We start from the raw sequence: 20,415 nt of genomic DNA on the forward strand, positions 1-20,415 counted from the left end.
CCTCCGTGGCCCGATTGCTTGATCAACAGACCTTCCCAACAAGAAAGACCCCCATGCTGCGAGTAGCCGTCCCCAATAAGGGCTCCCTGTCCGAATCCGCGTCCGCGATGCTGTCCGAGGCGGGCTACCGCCAACGCCGCGACACCCGCGAACTGGTCATGATGGACCCGGACAATGACATCGAATTCTTCTTCCTCCGTCCCCGCGACATCGCCGTCTACGTCGGCCGCGGAATCCTCGACGTCGGCATCACCGGCCGCGACCTGCTGCTGGACGCCGAGGTGGAGGCAAAGGAGCTGCTGCCCCTGGGCTTCGCAGCGTCCACGTTCCGCTTCGCCGGTCCGGTCGGCGACTTCGCCAAGGTGGAGGAGCTCGAAGGCAAACGCCTCGCCACCAGCTACGACGGTTTGCTCCGCGGCTACCTCGCGGAACGCGGCGTCAACGCCCATGTAGTGCGGCTCGACGGCGCAGTCGAATCCTCCGTACGCCTGGGAGTCGCGGACGCCATTGCCGACGTCGTCGAAACCGGTAACACCCTCAAGGCCGCCGGCATGGAGATCTTCGGTGATCCGATCCTCAAGTCCGAGGCCGTCCTGATCGGCCGCACCGGTGAAGGCGGCGCCGCGAACGGCACCGCCAGGGAGATTGAGGTCCTCATGCGCCGCCTCCAGGGTGTCCTGGTGGCACGGCAGTACGTCCTCATGGATTACGACATCCGCAAGGACCTCGTGGAGCAGGCCGCAGCCCTGACCCCGGGCCTGGAGTCACCCACCGTCTCCCCGCTGCGGGACTCCGAGTGGGTGGCCGTGCGGTCCATGGTCCCGAAGCGGGAGACCAACCGCATCATGGACGAGCTCTACGACCTTGGCGCCCGCGCCATCCTGGTCAGCAGCATCCACGCCTGCCGCATCTGATTTAGGAGTAGCAATGGCTGTAGCTGTACGAGTCATCCCGTGCCTCGACGTCGATGCCGGCCGCGTCGTGAAGGGCATCAACTTCGAAGGGCTCCGCGACGCAGGCGACCCTGTGGAACTGGCCCACCGTTACGACAATGCGGGCGCTGATGAGCTGACATTCCTTGACGTCACGGCCTCGTCGGGCAACCGCGAAACCACGTTCGACGTGGTCCGCCGCACCGCCGAGGAAGTCTTCATACCACTGACGGTCGGCGGCGGCGTCCGCGGCGTGGCCGAGGTGGACAAGCTCCTGCGTTTCGGCGCAGACAAGGCCTCCATCAACACGGCAGCCGTCGCCCGGCCGGACGTCATCAACGAGATTAGCCGGCACTTCGGGTCCCAGGTCCTGGTCCTGTCAGTCGACGCCCGCCGGACACGCCCCGGATCCCAGCCCACGCCGTCGGGCTTCGAAGTAACCACCCACGGCGGCCGCACCGGCACCGGCATCGATGCCATCGCGTGGGCCAAGGAAGCTGCCGACCGCGGGATCGGCGAAATCCTGCTGAACTCCATCGACGCGGACGGCACCAAGGACGGCTTCGACCTGGAGCTCATCCGGCTGGTCCGGGCCGCCGTCAAGGTGCCGATCATCGCCTCCGGCGGTGCCGGCGAACCCGCCCACTTCCCGCCGGCCGTGGCTGCAGGCGCCGACGCCGTCCTGGCCGCCTCGATCTTCCACTGGGGCCCGGACAACATGATGGCCCAGGTCAAGCAGGCCATCCGCGAAGCAGGCTTCGAAGTCCGCTAGTCCCCACCCGCCCCCTAACCTCGCAAGCTCGGCCAGGGAACCCTGCGGGCGTGGGCCCACTTTCGCCCACTCTGGTCAAAGGCCCTTGTTTCTACAGTCCTACTTCGGCTGACTGGAGGAGGGCGACGGCGTCGGGCTGGCCTTCGAACGTGACGAGGGCGTGGCGGGTGCGGCCGTGGGCGTGCATCAGCAGTTCGCCCGGCTCGCCGACGATGGCCACCGAAACAGGGGCGCGCTTGGCCACGTGCCGGGGGCCGGAGGGCCGCACCAGCACAATGCCGAGATCCACGCCGCGGTACAGGATGGCGGCCCGTTTGATGAGCTCGTCCCATAGCGCGTCCGAGTACGCCTCGTCCAGGGCCCGTGGAGCCCAGCGGTCAACGGCCCGGCGGATGTCCTCCGTGTGGACGAAGTACTCGATCAGGTTGGAGCTCTCGTCCAACGCCTTGATCTTCATGGGGGACAGGGCCGGTGGACCGCTGCGGAACGTGTTCACGAGGCCCGCGTAGTCGTCCGGCGCCTTCAGCTTCGCGGCGAGTTTGGCGGTGGCCTTGTCCGAGGCTTTGGAGAGGCTCTTGATGATCAGGCCAAGCCCCACGGCCGCCTTGCGTTCGCGCAGGTAAAGGTGCGCGGCAAGGTCCCTGGTGCGCCAGCCTCGGCAGAGGGTGGGGGCATCAGGACCGGCCGCCAGGAGGGTTTCGGCCAGGACTTCGCGGGACGGGTCAACGTAATGCATCACTTGTGAAACTAGCACGAGAGCAGGGAGTTGGGCAGCAGAATCGCCACGGTGGAGGCCCCGTCGCTGACACCCTCCTTATATGCCCGTTGACGTATATTTAGGGGCCGCTGATCAGGCACTAGACTTGACCTGATGTCTGAGCAGCCTGCCCCCGCCCCCGTGCCCGTCCCGGCACCCACCTCCAATCCGCTTCCACCTGAGGTGGCAGCCGCGCTCAAGCGCGACAGCGCCGGTCTCGTTGCGGCAGTGGTCCAGCAGTTCGATACGAACGAGGTGCTGATGCTGGGGTGGATGGATGATGAGGCGCTGCACCGCACCATGACCAGCGGCCGGGTCACGTTCTACTCCCGCTCGCGCCAGGAATACTGGCGCAAGGGCGATACGTCCGGCCACGTCCAGTGGGTCAAGTCCGTGGCCATGGACTGCGACGGCGATGCCCTGCTGGTCCGGGTGGACCAGGTGGGCGCGGCCTGCCACACGGGAACCCGGACCTGCTTCGACGGACGCGAATTGGACGTCCGGACCGGCCCGGCCTCCTGACCCGATCCCTGGGCGGAACCCGCCGCAGCTTTCACACTTTTGCCAGCACCAAGCCAGTACCACGACGGATGCCGCCCGCGGCGGCACACAAGAACAGGCGGAGAAGCATAGCCATGCAGGACCTTGGAATCATCAGCCCGGGCCTCGAGGAGTTCCGCGAACTCGCCCGCACCAGCAGGGTCATCCCCGTGACGCTCAAAGTGCTGGCGGACGCTGAAACTCCCATCGGCCTGTACCGGAAGCTGGCCAACGGCCAGCCAGGAACTTTCCTGATGGAGTCCGCGGCGGTTGGCGGCACCTGGTCGCGGTACTCGTTCATCGGAGCCAGGTCCCGGGCCACGCTGACCACTAAGGACGGCCAGGCGCACTGGCTAGGGGAGCCCCCTGCAGGCGTGCCCATGGATGGCAACCCTGTGGACGCCATCCGCGATACCGTTGACGCGCTGCGGACCAGCAGGTTCGAAGGGCTGCCGCCGTTCACGTCCGGACTGGTGGGCTTCCTCGGCTGGGAAACCGTCCGGCACTGGGAACGGCTCACCAGCCCGCCCGAGGACGACCTCCACCTGCCGGAGCTGGCACTGAACCTGGTGACGGACATGGCCGTCCATGACAACCATGACGGCAGCGTGCTGCTCATCGCCAACGCCATCAACTTCGACAACAGCTCCGAGCGGGTGGACGAGGCGTGGCACGACGCCGTCGAACGGGTGCAGGCCCTGCTCGGCAAAGTGAGCACACCGGTAGCGCAGCCAGTGTCCGTCCTGGAACCGGCTGCCTTGGACTTCGCCTCCAGTGTCCAGGAGCGTTGGGCCGAACCCGCTTACCTGGAGGCCCTGGACCGGGGCAAGGAAGCCATCGTGGACGGCGAAGTCTTCCAGGTGGTGATTTCCCGCCGCTTCGAAATGGAGTGCGGAGCCTCGCCCCTGGACGTCTACCGGGTCCTGCGCAACACGAACCCCAGCCCTTACATGTACCTCTTCAGCCTTGAGGACGCCGACGGCCGGGAGTACACCATCGTGGGGTCCTCCCCGGAGGCCCTGGTGACCGTGACCGGCGACGAAGTCATCACGCACCCCATCGCCGGATCGCGGCCCCGCGGCAAGACGGTTGAAGGCGACAAAGCCTTGGCGGAAGAGCTCCTGGCCGACGAGAAGGAACGCGCCGAGCACCTGATGCTGGTGGACCTGTCCCGCAACGACCTGTCCAAGGTCTGCGTAGCCGGCACGGTGGACGTCACCCAGTTCATGGAGGTGGAACGGTTCAGCCACATCATGCACCTGGTGTCCACGGTGGTGGGGACGCTGTCCCCGCAGGCCAAGGCCTACGACGTCCTGAAGGCAACCTTCCCGGCCGGCACGCTCTCCGGCGCACCCAAGCCCCGGGCCCTGCGGCTGCTGGACCAGCTTGAGCCGCACCGGCGCGGGATCTATGGCGGTGTGGTGGGCTATCTCGACTTCGCCGGCGACATGGATATGGCCATCGCCATCCGCTCCGCGCTGCTCCGGGAAGGGCGCGCCTACGTGCAGGCCGGCGGTGGCATCGTGGCGGACTCGGTGAACCCCACCGAAGCGATCGAAACCGTGAACAAGGCCGCCGCGCCGCTCCGGGCAGTGCATACGGCGGGATCCTTACGCAACATTTCCGCGGGGTCGCTTCCCGACCCGGGGGAGGCCCGCGAATGACCCCCGTGTGGGCCCGGAAATCCACGCTGGTCCTCCTGATCGCCGTGCTGGCCTTGGCAGTTTTCGGCACGACGACCCAGACGTGGATCACGGTCACGCTTGACCCTGACCAGGCGGGCCAGGCAGCGGGGGGCCAGAACAGCCTTGCGGTGCAAGGCAGCAAGGCAGCCACGGCCGTGACAGCGCTGGCACTGGTGGCCTTGGCCGGCGGGCTGGCCGCTTCCATTGCCGGGAAGGTGGCCCGGTGGGTCATTACCGTCATTGTGGTGCTCGCCGCAGCCGGCATCGTTACCGCAGCCGCTACCGTGTTGTCTGATCCGCTTTCCGCCGCCCAGGGCTCCATCGCTGCCGCCACCGGGGTCAACGGAAGCCGCGCCGGAACCGAGGTGACCGCCTTCCCGGTGCTCGCCGTCGTCGTCGGAATTCTGCTGGCACTCGGCGCCCTGCTGATCGTGCCGGCGGGCCGGTATTGGAAGTCGCGCACCAAATATGACGCGGCCGTGTCAGCTGCGGGGGCGGGAACTTCCGCCACGGCAGCAGGGCCGGTGGACGAGATCGACAGCTGGGACAGGCTCTCGCGCGGCGACGACCCCACCTGAGCTCCGCCGGCAGCCGCCCACGGCAAGGCGCTCAAACCGCGGCCAGGGCCGCCGATGGGCAGTTTGTGGCCAAAAAATGGCAGAATGTAAGCAGTATTGATCCTGAGGAGATTTCACATGAGCAAAGCACCCGCACCCGCGTCCAAAACCGCCCCGGCACCTGCTGTGCACCACGGCGTTGACCACAGCCAGGATCTGGGCCACGGCAACAGCCCCGCTGCGTGGACCTGCGTCATTGTCATGCTGGTGGGCGCACTCATTGCGGCGATTGCCTTTGTCATCGCCAACACTCCCATCTTCATCGCCGGCGCGTGCGTTATGGTCCTCGGCCTGATCCTGGGTTACATCATGCGCAAGGCAGGCTACGGCGTCGAAGGCAGCAAGCTGAAGAACACCGGCCACTGATGGCCACCGTTCTCGATGACATCAATGCCGGTGTCAGGGAGGATATGGAGGCCAGAAAGCGCCTGGTTTCCCTTGCGGAACTGAAGGAACAGGCCGTCGCGGCCGCCCCGGCGCGTGATGCGTGGGCGGCCCTTGGCGGTCCGGCAGCACCGCGCGACCAGCTCAAAGTCATCGCCGAAATCAAGCGCCGCAGTCCCTCGAAGGGGGATCTGGCCACCATTGGGGATCCGGCGTCACTTGCGGCGCAGTATGCCGACGGCGGCGCCGCCGTGATCAGTGTCCTCACCGAGCAGCGGCGTTTCAGGGGCTCCCTCGCTGACCTGGACGCCGTCCGTGCCCGCGTGGATATTCCGCTGCTTCGCAAGGATTTCACGCTCGACGAGTACCAGATCTGGGAAGCCCGTGCCCACGGCGCGGACCTGATCCTCCTCATCGTGGCGGCGCTCTCCGACGCCCAGCTGCAGGAATTCAGCGCCCTCAGCCGCGAACTGGGCATGAACGTCCTGGTGGAGACCCACACCGAAGCGGAAATCGAACGTGCCGTGGCGGCGAAGGCGCGCATCATCGGCGTCAACGTCCGCAACCTCAAGACGCTCGACGTCGACCGTTCCGTTTTCGCGTCCCTCGCCGGCCTGATCCCCGGCGAAGCGCTGGTGATCGCCGAATCCGGCGTGCGCAGCGTGGACGACGTAACGCACTACGCCGCGAGCGGCGCCAACGCGATCCTGGTGGGCGAAGCCCTGGTGAGCGATTCGACTCCGCGGGAGCGGATCGCCGAGTTCACTGCGGCCGGCGCCGCCGCCATCGCCGCGCGCGCCTAGAGCGCGCAACCGCCGGCCCCGGTGCCGGCGGCACAACACTTCTGAACGATCAACTGGAACAGGACGGTGAGACTGATGGTTGATGCACCCTCAGAAAACGCTGAGAACAACGCCGCCGAGGCATTCCTGCAGGGCGGCTCACTGAAGCATGCCCCGGGGCCGTATTTTGGCGGTTACGGCGGACGCTGGATGCCCGAATCGCTCATCGCCGCACTGGACGAGCTTGAGGACACCTTCGAAAAGGCCAAGGCCGATCCTGAGTTCCTGGCCCAGATCGCAGACCTGAACAAGAACTACTCCGGCCGTCCCTCGCTGCTGACAGAAGCCAAGCGCTTCTCCCAGCACGCCGGCGGGGCCCGGATCTTCCTCAAGCGCGAGGACCTGAACCACACCGGATCGCACAAGATCAACAACGTGCTGGGCCAGGCCCTGCTGGCCAAGCGCATGGGCAAGACCCGAGTGATCGCGGAGACCGGCGCGGGCCAGCACGGCGTGGCCAGTGCCACCGCCGCCGCCCTCCTCGGCCTCGAATGCGTCGTCTACATGGGCGCCGAAGACTGCCGCCGCCAGGCGCTCAACGTCGCCCGCATGCAGCTGCTGGGCGCCACGGTGGTGCCGGTAACGAACGGTTCCCAGACCCTCAAAGACGCCATCAACGACGCCCTCCGGGACTGGGTCAGCAACGTTGACACCACGCACTACCTGCTGGGCACGGCCGCCGGCGCCCACCCGTTCCCCGCAATGGTGCGCTTCTTCCACGAAGTCATCGGCGAGGAAGCCCGGGCACAGATCCTGGAGCAGACCGGCAGGCTGCCCGACGCCGTCGTTGCCTGCATCGGCGGCGGGTCCAACGCGATCGGCATCTTCCACGGCTTCCTGGATGACCCCAGCGTCAAGATCTACGGCTTCGAGGCCGGCGGCGACGGCGTCGAAACCGGCCGGCACGCGGCCACCATCACGCTCGGCAAGCCCGGCGTCCTGCACGGTGCGCGCTCCTACCTCATGCAGGACGATGACGGGCAGACCATCGAGTCGCACTCCATCTCGGCCGGCCTGGACTACCCGGGCGTGGGCCCGGAGCACGCCTACCTGGCCGATATCGGCCGCGTCACCTACGAGCCCATCACGGACACCGAAGCCATGGACGCGTTCAAGCTGCTGTGCCGCACTGAAGGCATCATCCCCGCCATCGAGTCGTCCCACGCCCTCGCCGGTGCCATCAAGGTGGGCAAGCGCCTGACCGAAGGCAGCGCCAACCCGTCCGACACGGTGATCATCGTCAACCTTTCCGGCCGCGGCGACAAGGACGTGGAGACCGCCGCCGAGTGGTTCCACATGCTGGACGAGGACGGAAACGTCAAGGGCACCACCCTTTCCACGCGCAAGCCCAAGGGACCTGCCGACCGCGCCGAGACGGAAGCGGTCCCTGCCGCGGCCGGCACGGCCGCCGCAGATCACACTGCCGCTGACAACAACGAGGACCACTGATGACTGAACTGACGGCCAGCAAGTCCGCCGCCGCCATCGACCGCGCCCGCGACGCCGGACGCTCAGCCCTGGTCTGCTACCTGCCGGCCGGGTACCCCGATGTCCAGGCCACCATCGACGCCGGCATCGCCATGGCGAAGAACGGTGCCGACCTGATCGAAATCGGCATTCCCTACTCTGACCCGGTCATGGACGGCCCGGTTATCCAGGCGGCCACCACCGAGGCCATCGCCAACGGCTTCCGCGTGGAGAGCGTGTTCGACGTCGTGGCCGGCATTACGGCAGCCACCGATGTTGCCGTGCTGGTCATGACCTACTGGAACCCGGTGCTCCGGATGGGCGTTGACGAGTTTTCCCGCAGGCTGGCCGAGGCCGGGGGAGCAGGGCTGATTACGCCGGACCTCATCCCGGACGAAGCGTCGCAATGGTTCGCCGCCTCGGATAAGTACGGACTGGACCGGGTTTTCCTCGTGGCTCCTTCCTCCACTCCCGAGCGCCTGGCCATGACCGTGAAGGCGAGCCGTGGCTTTGTGTACGCGGTGTCCATCATGGGCGTCACGGGCACCCGCCAGGATGTCAGCAGCAGCGCCGAGCAGCTCGTTGCCGACACCCATGCCGCGGGGGCCGAGCGTGTCTGCGTGGGGCTCGGCGTGTCCAACGCCGGCCACGTCCGCGAGATCGCTGCCTACGCCGACGGCGTCATCGTCGGCACCGCGCTGGTGGCCGCAATCCGCGACGGCGGTGTCCCCGCCGTCGCAGAACTCACCCGCGACCTGAGCGCCGGACTCGCCAGGGAAGTGGCCTAGCCCCTATGCAGACGCTCCTTCACGCCGCCGCCCTGGTGCCGGCCAGCATCCCCAGCCCTGACTGGTCCGGCTTCGACATCCCGTTGCCGTGGGGGACCCTGCGGATCCACGCCTATGCCCTGTGCATCCTGGCAGGCATCGTCCTGGGCCTCTGGCTCACGTCGGTCCGCTGGGCCCGGCGCGGTGCGCCGGAAGGCAGCGTCTGGGACATTGTCATCTGGGCGATTCCCTTCGGCATTATCGGCGGACGGCTGTACCACGTTGTCTCGTCGCCGGACCAGTACTTCGGTCCCGGGTTCGACGGCACCGGCGACCTCTGGCTGATCCCGCAGATCCAGCGGGGCGGCCTGGGAATCTGGGGCGCCGTTGTCCTGGGTGTTGTGGGCGCCTGGATCGGTTGCCGGCGTGCGGGCGTGAAACTGACCGCCTTCCTGGACGCCGCGGCACCGGGGCTCCTGCTGGCGCAGGCCGTGGGCCGGTGGGGCAACTACTTCAACCAGGAACTCTTCGGCGGTCCCACGACGCTGCCCTGGGGCCTGCAGATCGACGCCGACAACCCCAACTTCCCCGCGGGGATGCCGGCAGATACGCTCTTCCACCCCACGTTCCTGTATGAATCACTCTGGAACATCGCGGGCGTGCTGATCCTGCTGGCCCTTGACCGCAGGTTCCACTTCCGCCGTGCCCGGCTCTTCTGGCTCTACGCGATGTACTACACGCTGGGCCGGGTCTGGATCGAAGCGATGCGGATCGACGAGGCCGAGCAGATCAACCTCTTCGGCATCACCACCCGGCTCAACGTCTGGACCAGCATCTTTGTGTTCGTCGCAGCCCTGGTGGTCTTCATCCTGATAGGGATGAAGGGCAGGCCGGAACCGGACACACCCTATCTTGCAGACCGCGGTCCGGTGGCCGGCTCAGACCAGGACCAGGTCACGGACAAGACCGGGGACGACGCCGGGGTCAAAGCCGCCGCCACCGTCCCGGCTGTCCGCGATGCGGATACCCGTGTCTCAGATAGTGAATCGCATGATAATCTGCCTGATATCCAAAATGGATCCGGAAATTCTTCCACCCCAACGGAAGAGGAACCGGCATCCGGGGACGGCAACAAGGCCATCCCCGTGACGCCGGAGACCGGAAATTCCGGCCGCGAGGTATCGGAATCCGCGCCGGAGGCTGGCACCAGCAGGTAGGACGCCGGCACGGCAGGGCAGCAGAGCCACCGCTCGGAGCGCCCACCCACCACAATGTCGTGGCAAACAGGGCCCGCCCGGACAGCAGATAGCCGCTGCCCGGTCAAGCCCGGGCCAGCGGCCTGCGTAACTCTTCGTTCAGCAGGCCTGTCTGGCCTACAATTTCCTGTAAATAAACACTTTGTTGTGCCCATCACACCGGCGCTCAGAAGTGGGGCCAACGGTGTCCCTTCCATACGTACGATCTCGAGGAAGGACGTCTTCAATGACCCATCTTCATAGCCCACGTTGGTCCGAAAAAATAGGATCCGACGGCCCCGTCTCTCCGTTCAAGCGCTTCGCTGCGCTGCCGGAGGCCCGGGGTCTTTACAACCCGGACAATGAAAAAGACGCGTGTGGCCTGGCGATCATCGCCACACTCCGCGGTGAGCCCGGCTACGACATCGTCGACGCCGCCCTGACTGCCCTGCGCAACCTCGAGCACCGCGGTGCCGTGGGCGCAGACGAAGGCACCGGTGACGGTGCCGGCCTCCTGATGCAGATCCCCGATGAATTCTTCCGGGCGGTCACAGAATTCGAACTACCCGCGCCCGGACAGTACGTGGCCGGCACGGCCTTCCTGCCGTCCGAGCAGCGCGAGGCCGATGCCGCCAAGGCGGGCATTGAAGGCCTCGCCGCCGACGAAGGCCTCACCGTCCTCGGCTGGCGCGAAGTGCCCATTGTGGCCGACCTGGTCGGTGCCATGGCCCGTGCCTGCATGCCGTACTTCTCCCAGCCCTTCTTTGCCTCGGCCGCCGGCGAGACCCTGAGCCACAATGAGCTCGACGCCCGCGCGTGGCGGATCCGCAAGCGTGCCCAGAACAAGTTCGGTGTCTACTTCCCGTCCCTGTCCTCCCGCACCATCGTCTACAAGGGCATGCTCACCACGGCCCAGCTGGAGCCGTTCTACCCGGACCTCTCCGACAAGCGCTTCAAGACCAAGCTGGCCATCGTCCACTCGCGCTTCTCCACCAACACGTTCCCCTCCTGGCCGCTGGCCCAGCCGTTCCGCACCATCGCCCACAACGGTGAAATCAACACCGTCAAGGGCAACCGGAACTGGATGCGCGCCCGCCAGTCCCAGCTCGCCAACCCCCTGTTGGGGGATTCCCCCGAAGAGCTGTACCCCATCTGCACGCCCGGTGCCTCCGACTCCGCGTCCTTCGACGAAGTAGCAGAGCTGCTATGGCTCTCCGGCCGCCCCATCACGCACTCGATCATGATGATGATCCCCGAGGCGTGGGAGAACCACGCCACCATGGATCCCGCACGGCGTGCGTTCTACGAGTACCACTCACTGCTGATGGAACCGTGGGACGGCCCCGCTGCCGTGTCCTTCACTGACGGCACCCTGGTGGGTGCCACCCTGGACCGCAACGGACTGCGCCCGGGACGCTACTGGATCACCGAGGACGGCCTGGTTGTCTTCGCGTCCGAGGTGGGCGTCATCGACGTCGAACCCTCCAAAGTGGTCAAGAAGGGCCGGGTTTCGCCGGGCAAGATGTTCCTGGTGGACACCGACGCCGGCCGGATCATTGATGACGAAGAGGTCAAGGCCGAAGTGGCCCAAGCGAACCCATGGGCCGCCTGGCTCAAAGAAAACCTCATCGACCTCAAGGACCTCCCCGAGCGCGAGCACGTGGTCCACACCGCTGCGTCGGTGAACATCCGCCAGCGGACCTTCGGGTACACCACCGAGGAACTGAAGATCCTCCTGGGCCCGATGGCCCGCACCGGTGCCGAACCGCTGGGTGCCATGGGTTCCGACACTCCGGTGGCGGTGCTGTCCAAGCGGCCGCGCCTGCTGTTCGACTACTTTGTGCAGTCATTCGCGCAGGTCACCAACCCGCCGCTGGACGCCATCCGTGAAGAGCTGGTCACCTCGCTGACCACTGCCATCGGCCCCAACGGCAACCTGCTGGACACCAAGCAGGTGCGGCAGCCGCAGGTTTCCCTGCCGTTCCCGGTGATCAATAATGACCAGCTCGCCAAGATCGCCAACATTGAAACGCCCGACGGCGACCGCATCGCCATGAAGGTCCGTGGCCTTTACCGCCCCGAAGGTGGCGAGTCCGCGCTGCGTGCGCGTCTCACCGAAATCTGCGAGCAGGTTTCCGGCGCCATCAACCGCGGCGTGCAGTACGTGGTGCTCTCCGACCGCGACTCGAACGCCCAGTGGGCGCCGATTCCGTCGCTGCTGCTGGTCAGCGCAGTGCACCACCACCTGCTCCGCAGTGCCAACCGCACCAAGACCGCCCTAGTGGTCGAGGCCGGCGACGTCCGCGAGACGCACCACGTTGCGGTCCTGATCGGTTATGGCGCGTCGGCCGTCAACCCGTACCTGGCCATGGAATCCGTGGAGCAGCTGATTTCCAGCGGCGACGTGGTGGGAGTGACCCCGCAGGACGGCGTCTACAACCTGATCAAGGGCCTGGGCAAGGGTGTCCTGAAGATCATGTCCAAGATGGGCATCTCCACCGTTGCGTCCTACACCGGTGCGCAGACGTTCGAGGCCCTGGGCCTTGGGCAGGAGCTGGTGGACGAATTCTTCGCCGGCACGCACTCCCAGCTGGGCGGCGTGGGCCTGGACGTCATTGCGGCCGAGGTTTCGGCGCGGCACCAGATGGCCTACCCGGAAGGCGGCATCGAGCAGCCGCACCGCCCGCTGCTTGGCGGCGGCGAGTACCAGTGGCGCCGGGACGGCGAGCCGCACCTGTTCAACCCGGAGACGGTGTTCCGGCTGCAGCACGCCACGCGTGAACGCCGCTACGACATCTTCAAGGCCTACACCAAGGGCGTGGATGACCAGTCCGAGAACCTGATGACCCTGCGTGGGCTCCTCAAGTTCAAGACCGAGCGTCCCGCTGTGCCCTTGGAGGAAGTGGAGTCCGTCTCCAGCATCGTGAAGCGCTTCTCCACCGGCGCCATGAGCTACGGATCCATTTCCAAGGAAGCCCACGAGACGCTTGCGATCGCCATGAACCACTTGGGCGGCAAGTCCAACACCGGTGAAGGCGGCGAGGACGTGGACCGCCTGCTGGACCCGAAACGCCGCTCCGCCGTCAAGCAGATCGCCTCGGGCCGGTTCGGTGTCACCAGCCTGTACCTGACCAACGCGGACGACATCCAGATCAAGATGGCGCAGGGTGCCAAGCCCGGCGAAGGCGGCCAGCTGATGGCGCAGAAGGTCTACCCGTGGGTGGCCCGGACGCGGCACTCAACACCCGGCGTCGGACTCATCTCGCCGCCCCCGCACCACGACATCTACTCCATCGAGGACCTCGCGCAGCTCATCTATGATGCCAAGCGCGCCAACCCCTCGGCCCGGGTCCACGTCAAGCTCGTCTCCGAAGTGGGGATCGGCACTGTGGCATCGGGTGTCACGAAGGCGAAGGCCGACGTCGTACTCGTTTCCGGACACGACGGCGGCACCGGCGCCTCGCCGCTGAACTCGCTCAAGCACGCGGGTGTGCCGTGGGAACTCGGCCTCGCCGAGACGCAGCAGACGCTGATGCTTAACGGCCTGCGCGACCGCGTGGTAGTGCAGGTGGACGGTCAGCTGAAGACCGGCCGCGACGTCGTGATTGCTGCCCTGCTGGGTGGTGAGGAGTTCGGTTTCGCCACCGCGCCGCTCGTGGTGGAAGGCTGCATCATGATGCGCGTCTGCCATCTGGACACCTGCCCGGTGGGTGTGGCCACCCAGAACCCCGAACTGCGGGCCCGCTTCAGCGGCAAGCCGGAGTTCGTGGTCAATTTCTTCGAGTTCCTGGCCGAGGAAGTCCGCGAGATCCTCGCGGAACTCGGATTCCGCAGCATCGAGGAAGCCATTGGCCATGCCGAGGTGCTGGATGCCCGGGAGGCGATCAACCACTGGAAGGCCGACGGCCTGGACCTGGATCCGATCCTGCACGGCCTCGAGTTCGACGACGATGCCCCGCTGCGCAACATGACCTCGCAGAACCACGAGCTGGACAAGCACTTTGACCAGCGGCTGATCACCATGGCCACGGAGGCGCTGACCGACCGCAGCCCGGTGAAAATCGCGGTGGACGTCATCAACACCGACCGCTCGGTGGGCACGATGCTCGGCCACACGGTGACCAAGACGTTCAGCACCGACGTGCTGGCGCCGGACACCATCGACATCACCCTGACGGGCACTGCGGGACAGTCGCTGGGTGCCTTCCTGCCCGCCGGCATCACACTGCGCCTGTTCGGCGACTCGAACGACTACGTGGGCAAGGGCCTTTCCGGCGGACGCATCATTGTCCGGCCGGACCGGTCCAACGTCTTCAAAGCTGAGGGGAACGTCATTGCCGGCAACGTGATCGGCTATGGCGCCACCAGCGGCGAAATGTTCCTGCGCGGCCAGGTGGGCGAGCGCTTCCTGGTCCGCAACTCGGGAGCCACCGCCGTTGTTGAAGGCATCGGCGACCACGGCTGCGAGTACATGACCGGCGGCCAGACGCTGATTATCGGCCGGACCGGACGCAACTTCGGTGCCGGCATGTCCGGCGGCACCGCCTACGTGCTGGACCTGCGGACCACACGGGTCAACAAGGACGCGCTGGAGTCCGGGGAACTTCAACTCGTGGAACTCGACGCCGAAGACCGGGACATTGTCCACGGCCTGCTGGTCAAGCATGTTGAAGAAACGGAGTCGCTGCACGCTGCGCGGCTGCTGGAGAACTTCGACGACACTGCAGCCCGCATCACCAAAGTGCTGCCGCGCGATTACGCGGCAGTCCAGCAAACCCGGCTCAGCGCCATCGAAGAGGGCCTTGACCCCGACGGCGAAGAAGTATGGGCTCGAATCCTGGAGGTAACCGGTGGCTGATCCACGCGGATTTCTAAAAGTACGCCAGCGCGAAACACAGCCACGCCGCCCGGTTCCGGTCCGCATCATGGACTGGAAGGAAGTTTACGAGGCCCAGGAAAAGGGCGTCCTGAAGGCCCAGGCCGGCCGCTGCATGGACTGCGGCGTCCCGTTCTGCCACCAGGGCTGCCCGCTGGGCAACCTGATCCCGGAGTGGAACGACCTCACGTGGCGGGGCAAGGGCGAGGAAGCGATTGAGCGGCTGCATGCCACCAACAACTTCCCCGAATGGACCGGCCGGCTGTGCCCGGCGCCCTGCGAGGCGTCGTGCGTCCTGGGGATCAACCAGCCCGCCGTCACCATCAAGCAGGTTGAGGTCTCCATCGCTGACGATGCCTGGAACAACGGCTGGGTCACCCCGCTGCCGCCGACGCGCCTGACCGGGAAGACCGTTGCGGTCGTCGGCTCCGGCCCCGCCGGCCTGGCCGTGGCGCAGCAGCTGACCCGCGTGGGCCACACCGTGGCGGTTTATGAGCGCGACGACAAGATCGGCGGACTCCTCCGCTACGGCATACCCGACTTCAAAATGGAGAAGGAACAGGTTGACCGCCGCATCGAGCAGATGAAGGCTGAAGGCACCCGCTTCCGTACCGGCGTTGCCGTGGGTACCGACGTGACGTGGGAGCAGCTGCGCCGCCGGTATGACGCCGTGGTGGTTGCCACCGGCGCCACCGTCCCGCGTGATCTGCCCATTCCCGGCCGCGACCTGGACGGCGTTCACTACGCGATGGATTACCTGGTTCCGGCCAACCGCGTGGTGGCGGGGGAGACCGTGGAAAACCAGATCCATGCCAAGGGCAAGCACGTGGTGATCCTGGGCGGCGGCGACACGGGCGCGGACTGCCTCGGCACCGCGCACCGCCACGGGGCCGCTTCGGTGACCACGCTCGCCATCGGCAAGCAGCCGCCGTCGGAACGCGCGGGGCACCAGCCCTGGCCGACGTTCCCCACCCTGTTCGAAATGGCCAGCGCGCACGAGGAGGGCGGCGAACGCACTTACCTCGCCTCCACCGTGGAGTTCGTGGGGGAGAACGGCAAGCTCACCGGCGTGAAGGTGGCTGAAACGGAATTCGTGGACGGCAAGCGTCTCCCGAAGGCAGGCACCGAGCGGATTATTCCGGCTGACCTGGTGTTCCTGTCCCTGGGCTTCACCGGGGCGGAGCGGGCCGGCATCACCGAGCAGGTCAGCGCCGAATTCGACGGCCGCGGCAACGTGTCCCGTGACGGCTACTACATGACCAACACCGAGGGGATCTTCGTGGCCGGTGACGCCGGCCGCGGGCAGTCGCTCATTGTGTGGGCCATCGCCGAAGGCCGTGCCTGCGCTGCCGCGGTGGACAAGTTCCTCATGGGCAGCACCATCCTGCCCGCGCCCGTGGCACCGACGGACCGCGCCATCGCCGTGCTCTGACGTCCGGACTTCGACGCACGGTCAGTTCGCCTCAGGTTCACTTCCATAACGACTTAACCAATGCAGCACACTATTAGGGTAGGTATATGAGACGCGCTAAGATTGTGGCCACTTTTGGCCCGGCAATTGCCAGCTTTGAGAACACCTTGGCGGTGTTGGAAGCCGGTGTGGACGTTGCCCGGATGAACATGAGCCACGGCGACTATTCCGTGCACGACAACACCTACGAGAACGTTCGCAAGGCCGCAGCCCAGCTGAGCAAGCCGGTGGCCATCATGGCCGACCTGCAGGGGCCGAAGATCCGTCTGGGCCGTTTTGTGGATGGCCCGCACGCCCTCGCCGAGGGTGACGTTTTCACCATCACCACTGAGGATGTTCCCGGCACCAAGGACATCTGCTCCACCACGCTCAAGAGCCTGACCGAAGATGTCAAGGTGGGCGATGCCCTGCTGATCGACGACGGCAAGGTGGCGCTGCGTGCGACCGCGGTGGACGACGTCAAGGTGGTCACGGTGGTCACCGTCGGCGGGATGGTGTCAAACAACAAGGGCATCAACCTTCCGGGCGTGGCCGTGAACGTTCCGGCATTGAGCGAAAAGGATGAGGACGATCTTCGCTGGGCGATGCGCCGCGGTGTGGACCTCATTGCGCTGTCCTTCGTTCGCGACGCGTCAGACATCACCCGCGTGCACGAGATCATGGACGAAGAAGGCCGCCGCGTGCCGGTCATCGCCAAGATCGAAAAGCCGCAGGCCGTGGAGCAGCTCCACGAAATCATCGACGCCTTCGACGCCATCATGGTGGCCCGAGGCGACCTCGGTGTGGAACTTCCCCTTGAGGAAGTGCCGATCGTGCAGAAGCGCGCCATTGAACTGGCACGCCGCTGGGCAAAGCCGGTCATCGTGGCCACCCAGGTCCTCGAATCGATGATAGATAACCCGCGCCCCACCCGCGCGGAAGCGTCCGACTGCGCCAACGCCGTCCTTGACGGTGCGGATGCTGTCATGCTCTCCGGTGAGACCAGCGTGGGCAAGTACCCGATCGAGACCGTCAAGGTCATGGCCCGGATCATCGAATCCACCGAGGTCCACGGCCTGGAGCGCGTACCCCCGTTGGGGACCAAGCCCAAGACCCGTGGCGGCGCCATCACCCGTGCCGCCGTCGAAATCGCTGACCAGCTGGAAGCGAAGTACATCTGTACCTTCACCCAGTCCGGTGATTCCGCACGCCGCCTCTCCCGGCTGCGTCCCATCAGGCCGGTGTTCGCCTTCACCCCGGTGGAGCACGTATGGAACCAGCTGGCACTGACGTGGGGCATCCAGCCGGTGCTGGTTCCCATGGTGGGCCACACCGATGAGATGACCGCACAGGTGGACCGCAGCCTGCTGGAGATGAAGCTGGTGAAGGACGGTGACCTGGTGGTCATCGCCGCCGGTTCCCCTCCCGGCAAGGCCGGTTCCACCAACATCCTGAAGGCACACAGGGTGGGCGACTTCGCCGACGCCGGCAGCCTGGGCGACGGCAGCGCAGGTGCGCCCAGGGAGAAGCTCGGCCCCTGGCCGACGTCCTAAGGAATTAAATGGAAGGACCCCTGCCGGCTGGCAGGGGTCCTTTCGTTTAACCGCTGGGTCCCGCTGGGAGCTTGGGGCCTAGTTGACCTGGTTGATGATGGTCTCGGCGACTTCGCGCATGCTGAGGCGGCGGTCCATGGAGGTCTTCTGGATCCAGCGGAAGGCCTCCGGCTCCGTCAGGCCCATCTTGGTGGTGAGCAGGCTCTTGGCGCGCTCAACGAGCTTGCGGGTGGCGAACTGCTCCTGCAGGTCCGAAACCTCGCTCTCGAGGGCCTTGATTTCCTCGTGCCGGGAGAGGGCGATCTCTAGGGCGGGGATGAGGTCCGCGGGGGTGAACGGCTTGACCACGTACGCCATGGCGCCGGCGTCGCGGGCGCGCTCCACGAGTTCCTTCTGGCTGAACGCCGTCAGCAGGACCACGGGGGCGATGCGGGCCTTGACAATCTTCTCGGCGGCGCTAATGCCATCCATGACCGGCATCTTGACGTCCATGAGCACGAGGTCCGGCTTGAGTTCTTCGGCGAGCTGCACGGCCTTCTCGCCGTTGTCTGCCTCGCCCACGACGTCGTACCCCTCGCCGCGCAGGATCTCGATGATGTCGAGCCGGATGAGGGTTTCATCTTCGGCCACAATGACGCGGCGCGCCGGCTGGGACGTGGGGTTTGACTCCGTCGGTTCAGTCACGGGATCTCCTTGGAAAGGTACGGGGGAACATCACCATTTTAGGTGCGCCCGCGGCCGTACTTTGAACTGCATGGTCTGTTGCGGCTTCAGCGGCGCGATTCTGGAATTTAGCCTATCTGCATGTAGAGTAATTCCGCGTACGTGAAGCGATCGCGTTGCTCACAATCAGCTGTGGGCGTACCGGTTTGCATCTCGTATTCCGCGCCCGAGTGGCGGAATTGGCAGACGCGCCGCACTCAAAATGCGGTATCGAAAGGTGTGTGGGTTCGAGTCCCACCTCGGGCACAGCATATCCCCTCGTCGGAGGGGTTTTTGCTTTAAGGTGTTGACATTGACCGTGCTCGGGTCCCTCTGACGCTTGTCCTCGGCTTGGCCTGGCACCGCGGTGGCCCATGAAGTTACGAGGGTGGTGGGTTCAGAGCCCTGGCTGGTTGGTCCTCTGCTTCTGGGATGGGGGGTGTCCCTATGCTTTTAGTCAAGCGGCTTGGGGAGCTTTTTCCTGGTAGAGGGTTCCGTTTTTGAGCATGGCGAAGATGACGTCGCAGCGGCGCCGGGCGAGGCAGATGATGGCAGCGTTGTGTTTCTTCCCTTCGGCGCGCTTCCGCTCGTAGTAGGCCTTGGATAGCGGATCGTGGCAGGAGGCCATCCAGGCGGATCGGAACAGTGCGTTCTTGAGTTCCTTGTTGCCGGAGCGGGCAGGGAATTCTCCGCGGATGGAGGTGCCGGAGCGCCGTGTGACGGGTGCGATGCCGGCGTAGGCAGCGAGGTGTCCCGAAGTCCGGAAGCTGCTTCCGTCGCCGATGGCCAGGAGTATGGTGGCGGCGGTCTTGATGCCGACTCCCGGCATGGACATCAAGACCTTGGAAAGAGGGAAGTCGTCCAGGAGTTTCTCGACTTCTTCTGCCACGATGGTCCGCTGGTGTTTGAGTTCCTTGATCTGGGCGGCCACGCGCGGGATGACCAGCTCCACGGCCTCGGTCCCGGCGACGGTGACTGTCTGCTCGCCCAAGGCGGCGAACACGGTGTCGATGAGCGTGGCCGGGTCTTTGCGGCTGTGGTTGCGGGCCCAGCGCAGCACGTTCCCACGTCCGGCGGCACGAAGACCGGTCGGGCCCGCGTATTTGATCAGCAGTTCCAAGACCAGGGAACGGGTCAGGATGGTGCCGGGAAAGGCTCGTTCCAGGGCAGGAAAGATCTGCAGCATCAGTGATCGGAGCCGGTTGATTGCCCGCGTGCATTCGTGAGTCAGGTCGGTATCAAACCCGGAGAGCACCTTAAGTGCCGAAAGCACCTCGCTGTCACGGTCGACCGCGCGAAGGGTGTGCGGCATCGCCCGGGCCGTCTCGGCGATGATGAACGCGTCACGGGCATCAGTTTTTGAGTTTCCGGGATACAGATCCGCTGCTTTTCGCATTGCCAGGCCCGGCAGGTAGGCGACTTCGCACCCGCAGTCCCGGGCCACTGCCACGGAAAGCGCGCCAATCGTGTTCGGCTGATCCACGACGATTAGCACGGTCCCATGGTGCTGCAGGCTCATAAAGAGCTCCCGCAGCCGGGCTTCGTCCTGCGGCAACGGCTTATCAAAAAGACGTTCGCCGGCGCGGTTCAACGCGGTGGCATGGTGTTCGCTCTTGCCGACATCGAGTCCGCAATAAACGTCGAATCCCTGATCCATATCGGCGCTCCTTTGCACCACTATATGGCCGCAGTCACGACACCCGATGCCGGCACCCACGTTACTAAGAGACCTGGACCCATTGGTCCGGCCTTGTCCCTATCAGCGGTCAACAAGTGCCTCCGAACCCGGCGACAACACCCCCCGGATCATCAGTGACAGGGCGAGAAAGTCATACC

Annotated in this window: 16 protein-coding genes and 1 tRNA gene; 14 read left to right on the forward strand and 3 right to left on the reverse strand. The window is 65.8% G+C overall.

Going from position 1 to position 20,415, the window contains the following annotated elements; translation table 11 throughout:
* Positions 1-53: 53 nt before the first annotated feature.
* Together hisG and hisF are read left to right on the forward strand one after the other, a co-directional pair.
* Entirely contained in the window at positions 54-914 is an 861-nt protein-coding gene (gene hisG / locus NQJ30_RS04535) for an ATP phosphoribosyltransferase (protein WP_255768550.1), read from the forward strand.
* Positions 915-927: 13 nt separating this feature from the next.
* On the forward strand, positions 928-1,704 hold the full coding sequence (hisF, locus tag NQJ30_RS04540) for an imidazole glycerol phosphate synthase subunit HisF (RefSeq protein ID WP_255768551.1): 777 nt from the start codon (positions 928-930) through the stop codon (positions 1,702-1,704).
* Between the two features lie 91 nt (positions 1,705-1,795).
* Here hisF and NQJ30_RS04545 read toward each other — a convergent pair whose 3' ends face one another.
* Positions 1,796-2,440, reverse strand: coding sequence for a TIGR03085 family metal-binding protein (locus NQJ30_RS04545; protein ID WP_255768552.1), 645 nt, complete (start codon positions 2,438-2,440; stop codon positions 1,796-1,798).
* 135 nt (positions 2,441-2,575) lie between these two features.
* Here NQJ30_RS04545 and hisI point away from each other — a divergent pair, with 135 nt between their 5' ends.
* From hisI to pyk, 11 genes are all read left to right on the forward strand, one after another.
* Positions 2,576-2,983, forward strand: a complete 408-nt coding sequence (gene hisI, locus NQJ30_RS04550) for a phosphoribosyl-AMP cyclohydrolase (RefSeq protein WP_255768553.1) — start codon at positions 2,576-2,578, stop codon at positions 2,981-2,983.
* A 113-nt stretch (positions 2,984-3,096) separates the two neighbouring features.
* Entirely contained in the window at positions 3,097-4,665 is a 1,569-nt protein-coding gene (locus NQJ30_RS04555; RefSeq protein ID WP_255768554.1) for an anthranilate synthase component I, read from the forward strand.
* Positions 4,662-5,264 (forward strand): Trp biosynthesis-associated membrane protein, encoded by a 603-nt coding sequence (locus NQJ30_RS04560; protein WP_255768555.1) that lies wholly within the window; start codon positions 4,662-4,664, stop codon positions 5,262-5,264. The genes NQJ30_RS04555 and NQJ30_RS04560 overlap by 4 nt, the downstream gene beginning before the upstream one ends.
* 117 nt (positions 5,265-5,381) lie before the next feature.
* Positions 5,382-5,669, forward strand: a complete 288-nt coding sequence (locus NQJ30_RS04565) for an HGxxPAAW family protein (protein WP_255768556.1) — start codon at positions 5,382-5,384, stop codon at positions 5,667-5,669.
* Entirely contained in the window at positions 5,669-6,490 is an 822-nt protein-coding gene (gene trpC / locus NQJ30_RS04570; RefSeq protein ID WP_255768557.1) for an indole-3-glycerol phosphate synthase TrpC, read from the forward strand. Before NQJ30_RS04565 ends, trpC begins: the two co-directional genes overlap by 1 nt.
* A 75-nt stretch (positions 6,491-6,565) precedes the next feature.
* Entirely contained in the window at positions 6,566-7,978 is a 1,413-nt protein-coding gene (gene trpB / locus NQJ30_RS04575; RefSeq protein WP_255768558.1) for a tryptophan synthase subunit beta, read from the forward strand.
* Complete coding sequence (gene trpA / locus NQJ30_RS04580; RefSeq protein WP_255768559.1) at positions 7,978-8,784, forward strand: tryptophan synthase subunit alpha; 807 nt, start codon at positions 7,978-7,980, stop codon at positions 8,782-8,784. The genes trpB and trpA overlap by 1 nt, the downstream gene beginning before the upstream one ends.
* A 5-nt stretch (positions 8,785-8,789) precedes the next feature.
* Positions 8,790-9,980 (forward strand): prolipoprotein diacylglyceryl transferase, encoded by a 1,191-nt coding sequence (gene lgt, locus NQJ30_RS04585; protein ID WP_255768560.1) that lies wholly within the window; start codon positions 8,790-8,792, stop codon positions 9,978-9,980.
* 265 nt (positions 9,981-10,245) lie between these two features.
* Positions 10,246-14,856, forward strand: coding sequence for a glutamate synthase large subunit (gene gltB / locus NQJ30_RS04590; RefSeq protein ID WP_255768561.1), 4,611 nt, complete (start codon positions 10,246-10,248; stop codon positions 14,854-14,856).
* The gene (locus NQJ30_RS04595) at positions 14,849-16,306 is read left to right on the forward strand and encodes a glutamate synthase subunit beta (RefSeq protein ID WP_255768562.1); all 1,458 of its coding nucleotides are present in this window, start codon (positions 14,849-14,851) and stop codon (positions 16,304-16,306) included. Before gltB ends, NQJ30_RS04595 begins: the two co-directional genes overlap by 8 nt.
* An 86-nt stretch (positions 16,307-16,392) precedes the next feature.
* Positions 16,393-17,877, forward strand: coding sequence for a pyruvate kinase (gene pyk, locus NQJ30_RS04600; RefSeq protein WP_255768563.1), 1,485 nt, complete (start codon positions 16,393-16,395; stop codon positions 17,875-17,877).
* Between the two features lie 78 nt (positions 17,878-17,955).
* Here the strand turns inward: pyk and NQJ30_RS04605 are convergent, their stop codons facing one another.
* A complete protein-coding gene (locus tag NQJ30_RS04605; RefSeq protein WP_255768564.1) occupies positions 17,956-18,561 on the reverse strand; it encodes an ANTAR domain-containing response regulator in 606 nt (201 codons plus the stop codon).
* A gap of 203 nt (positions 18,562-18,764) precedes the next feature.
* On the opposite strand from NQJ30_RS04605, the gene NQJ30_RS04610 reads away from it, so the two are divergent.
* Positions 18,765-18,846 (forward strand) — tRNA-Leu (locus tag NQJ30_RS04610).
* 190 nt (positions 18,847-19,036) lie between these two features.
* On the opposite strand, the gene NQJ30_RS04615 is transcribed toward NQJ30_RS04610, so the two are convergent.
* Positions 19,037-20,236: an IS110 family transposase gene (locus tag NQJ30_RS04615; protein WP_255768566.1), complete on the reverse strand. Its 1,200-nt coding sequence runs from the start codon at positions 20,234-20,236 to the stop codon at positions 19,037-19,039.
* Between the last annotated feature and the right edge of the window lie 179 nt (positions 20,237-20,415).

The organism is Pseudarthrobacter sulfonivorans, from assembly GCF_024391045.1.
GTDB classification, from domain to species: Bacteria; Actinomycetota; Actinomycetes; order Actinomycetales; family Micrococcaceae; genus Arthrobacter; species Arthrobacter sulfonivorans_B.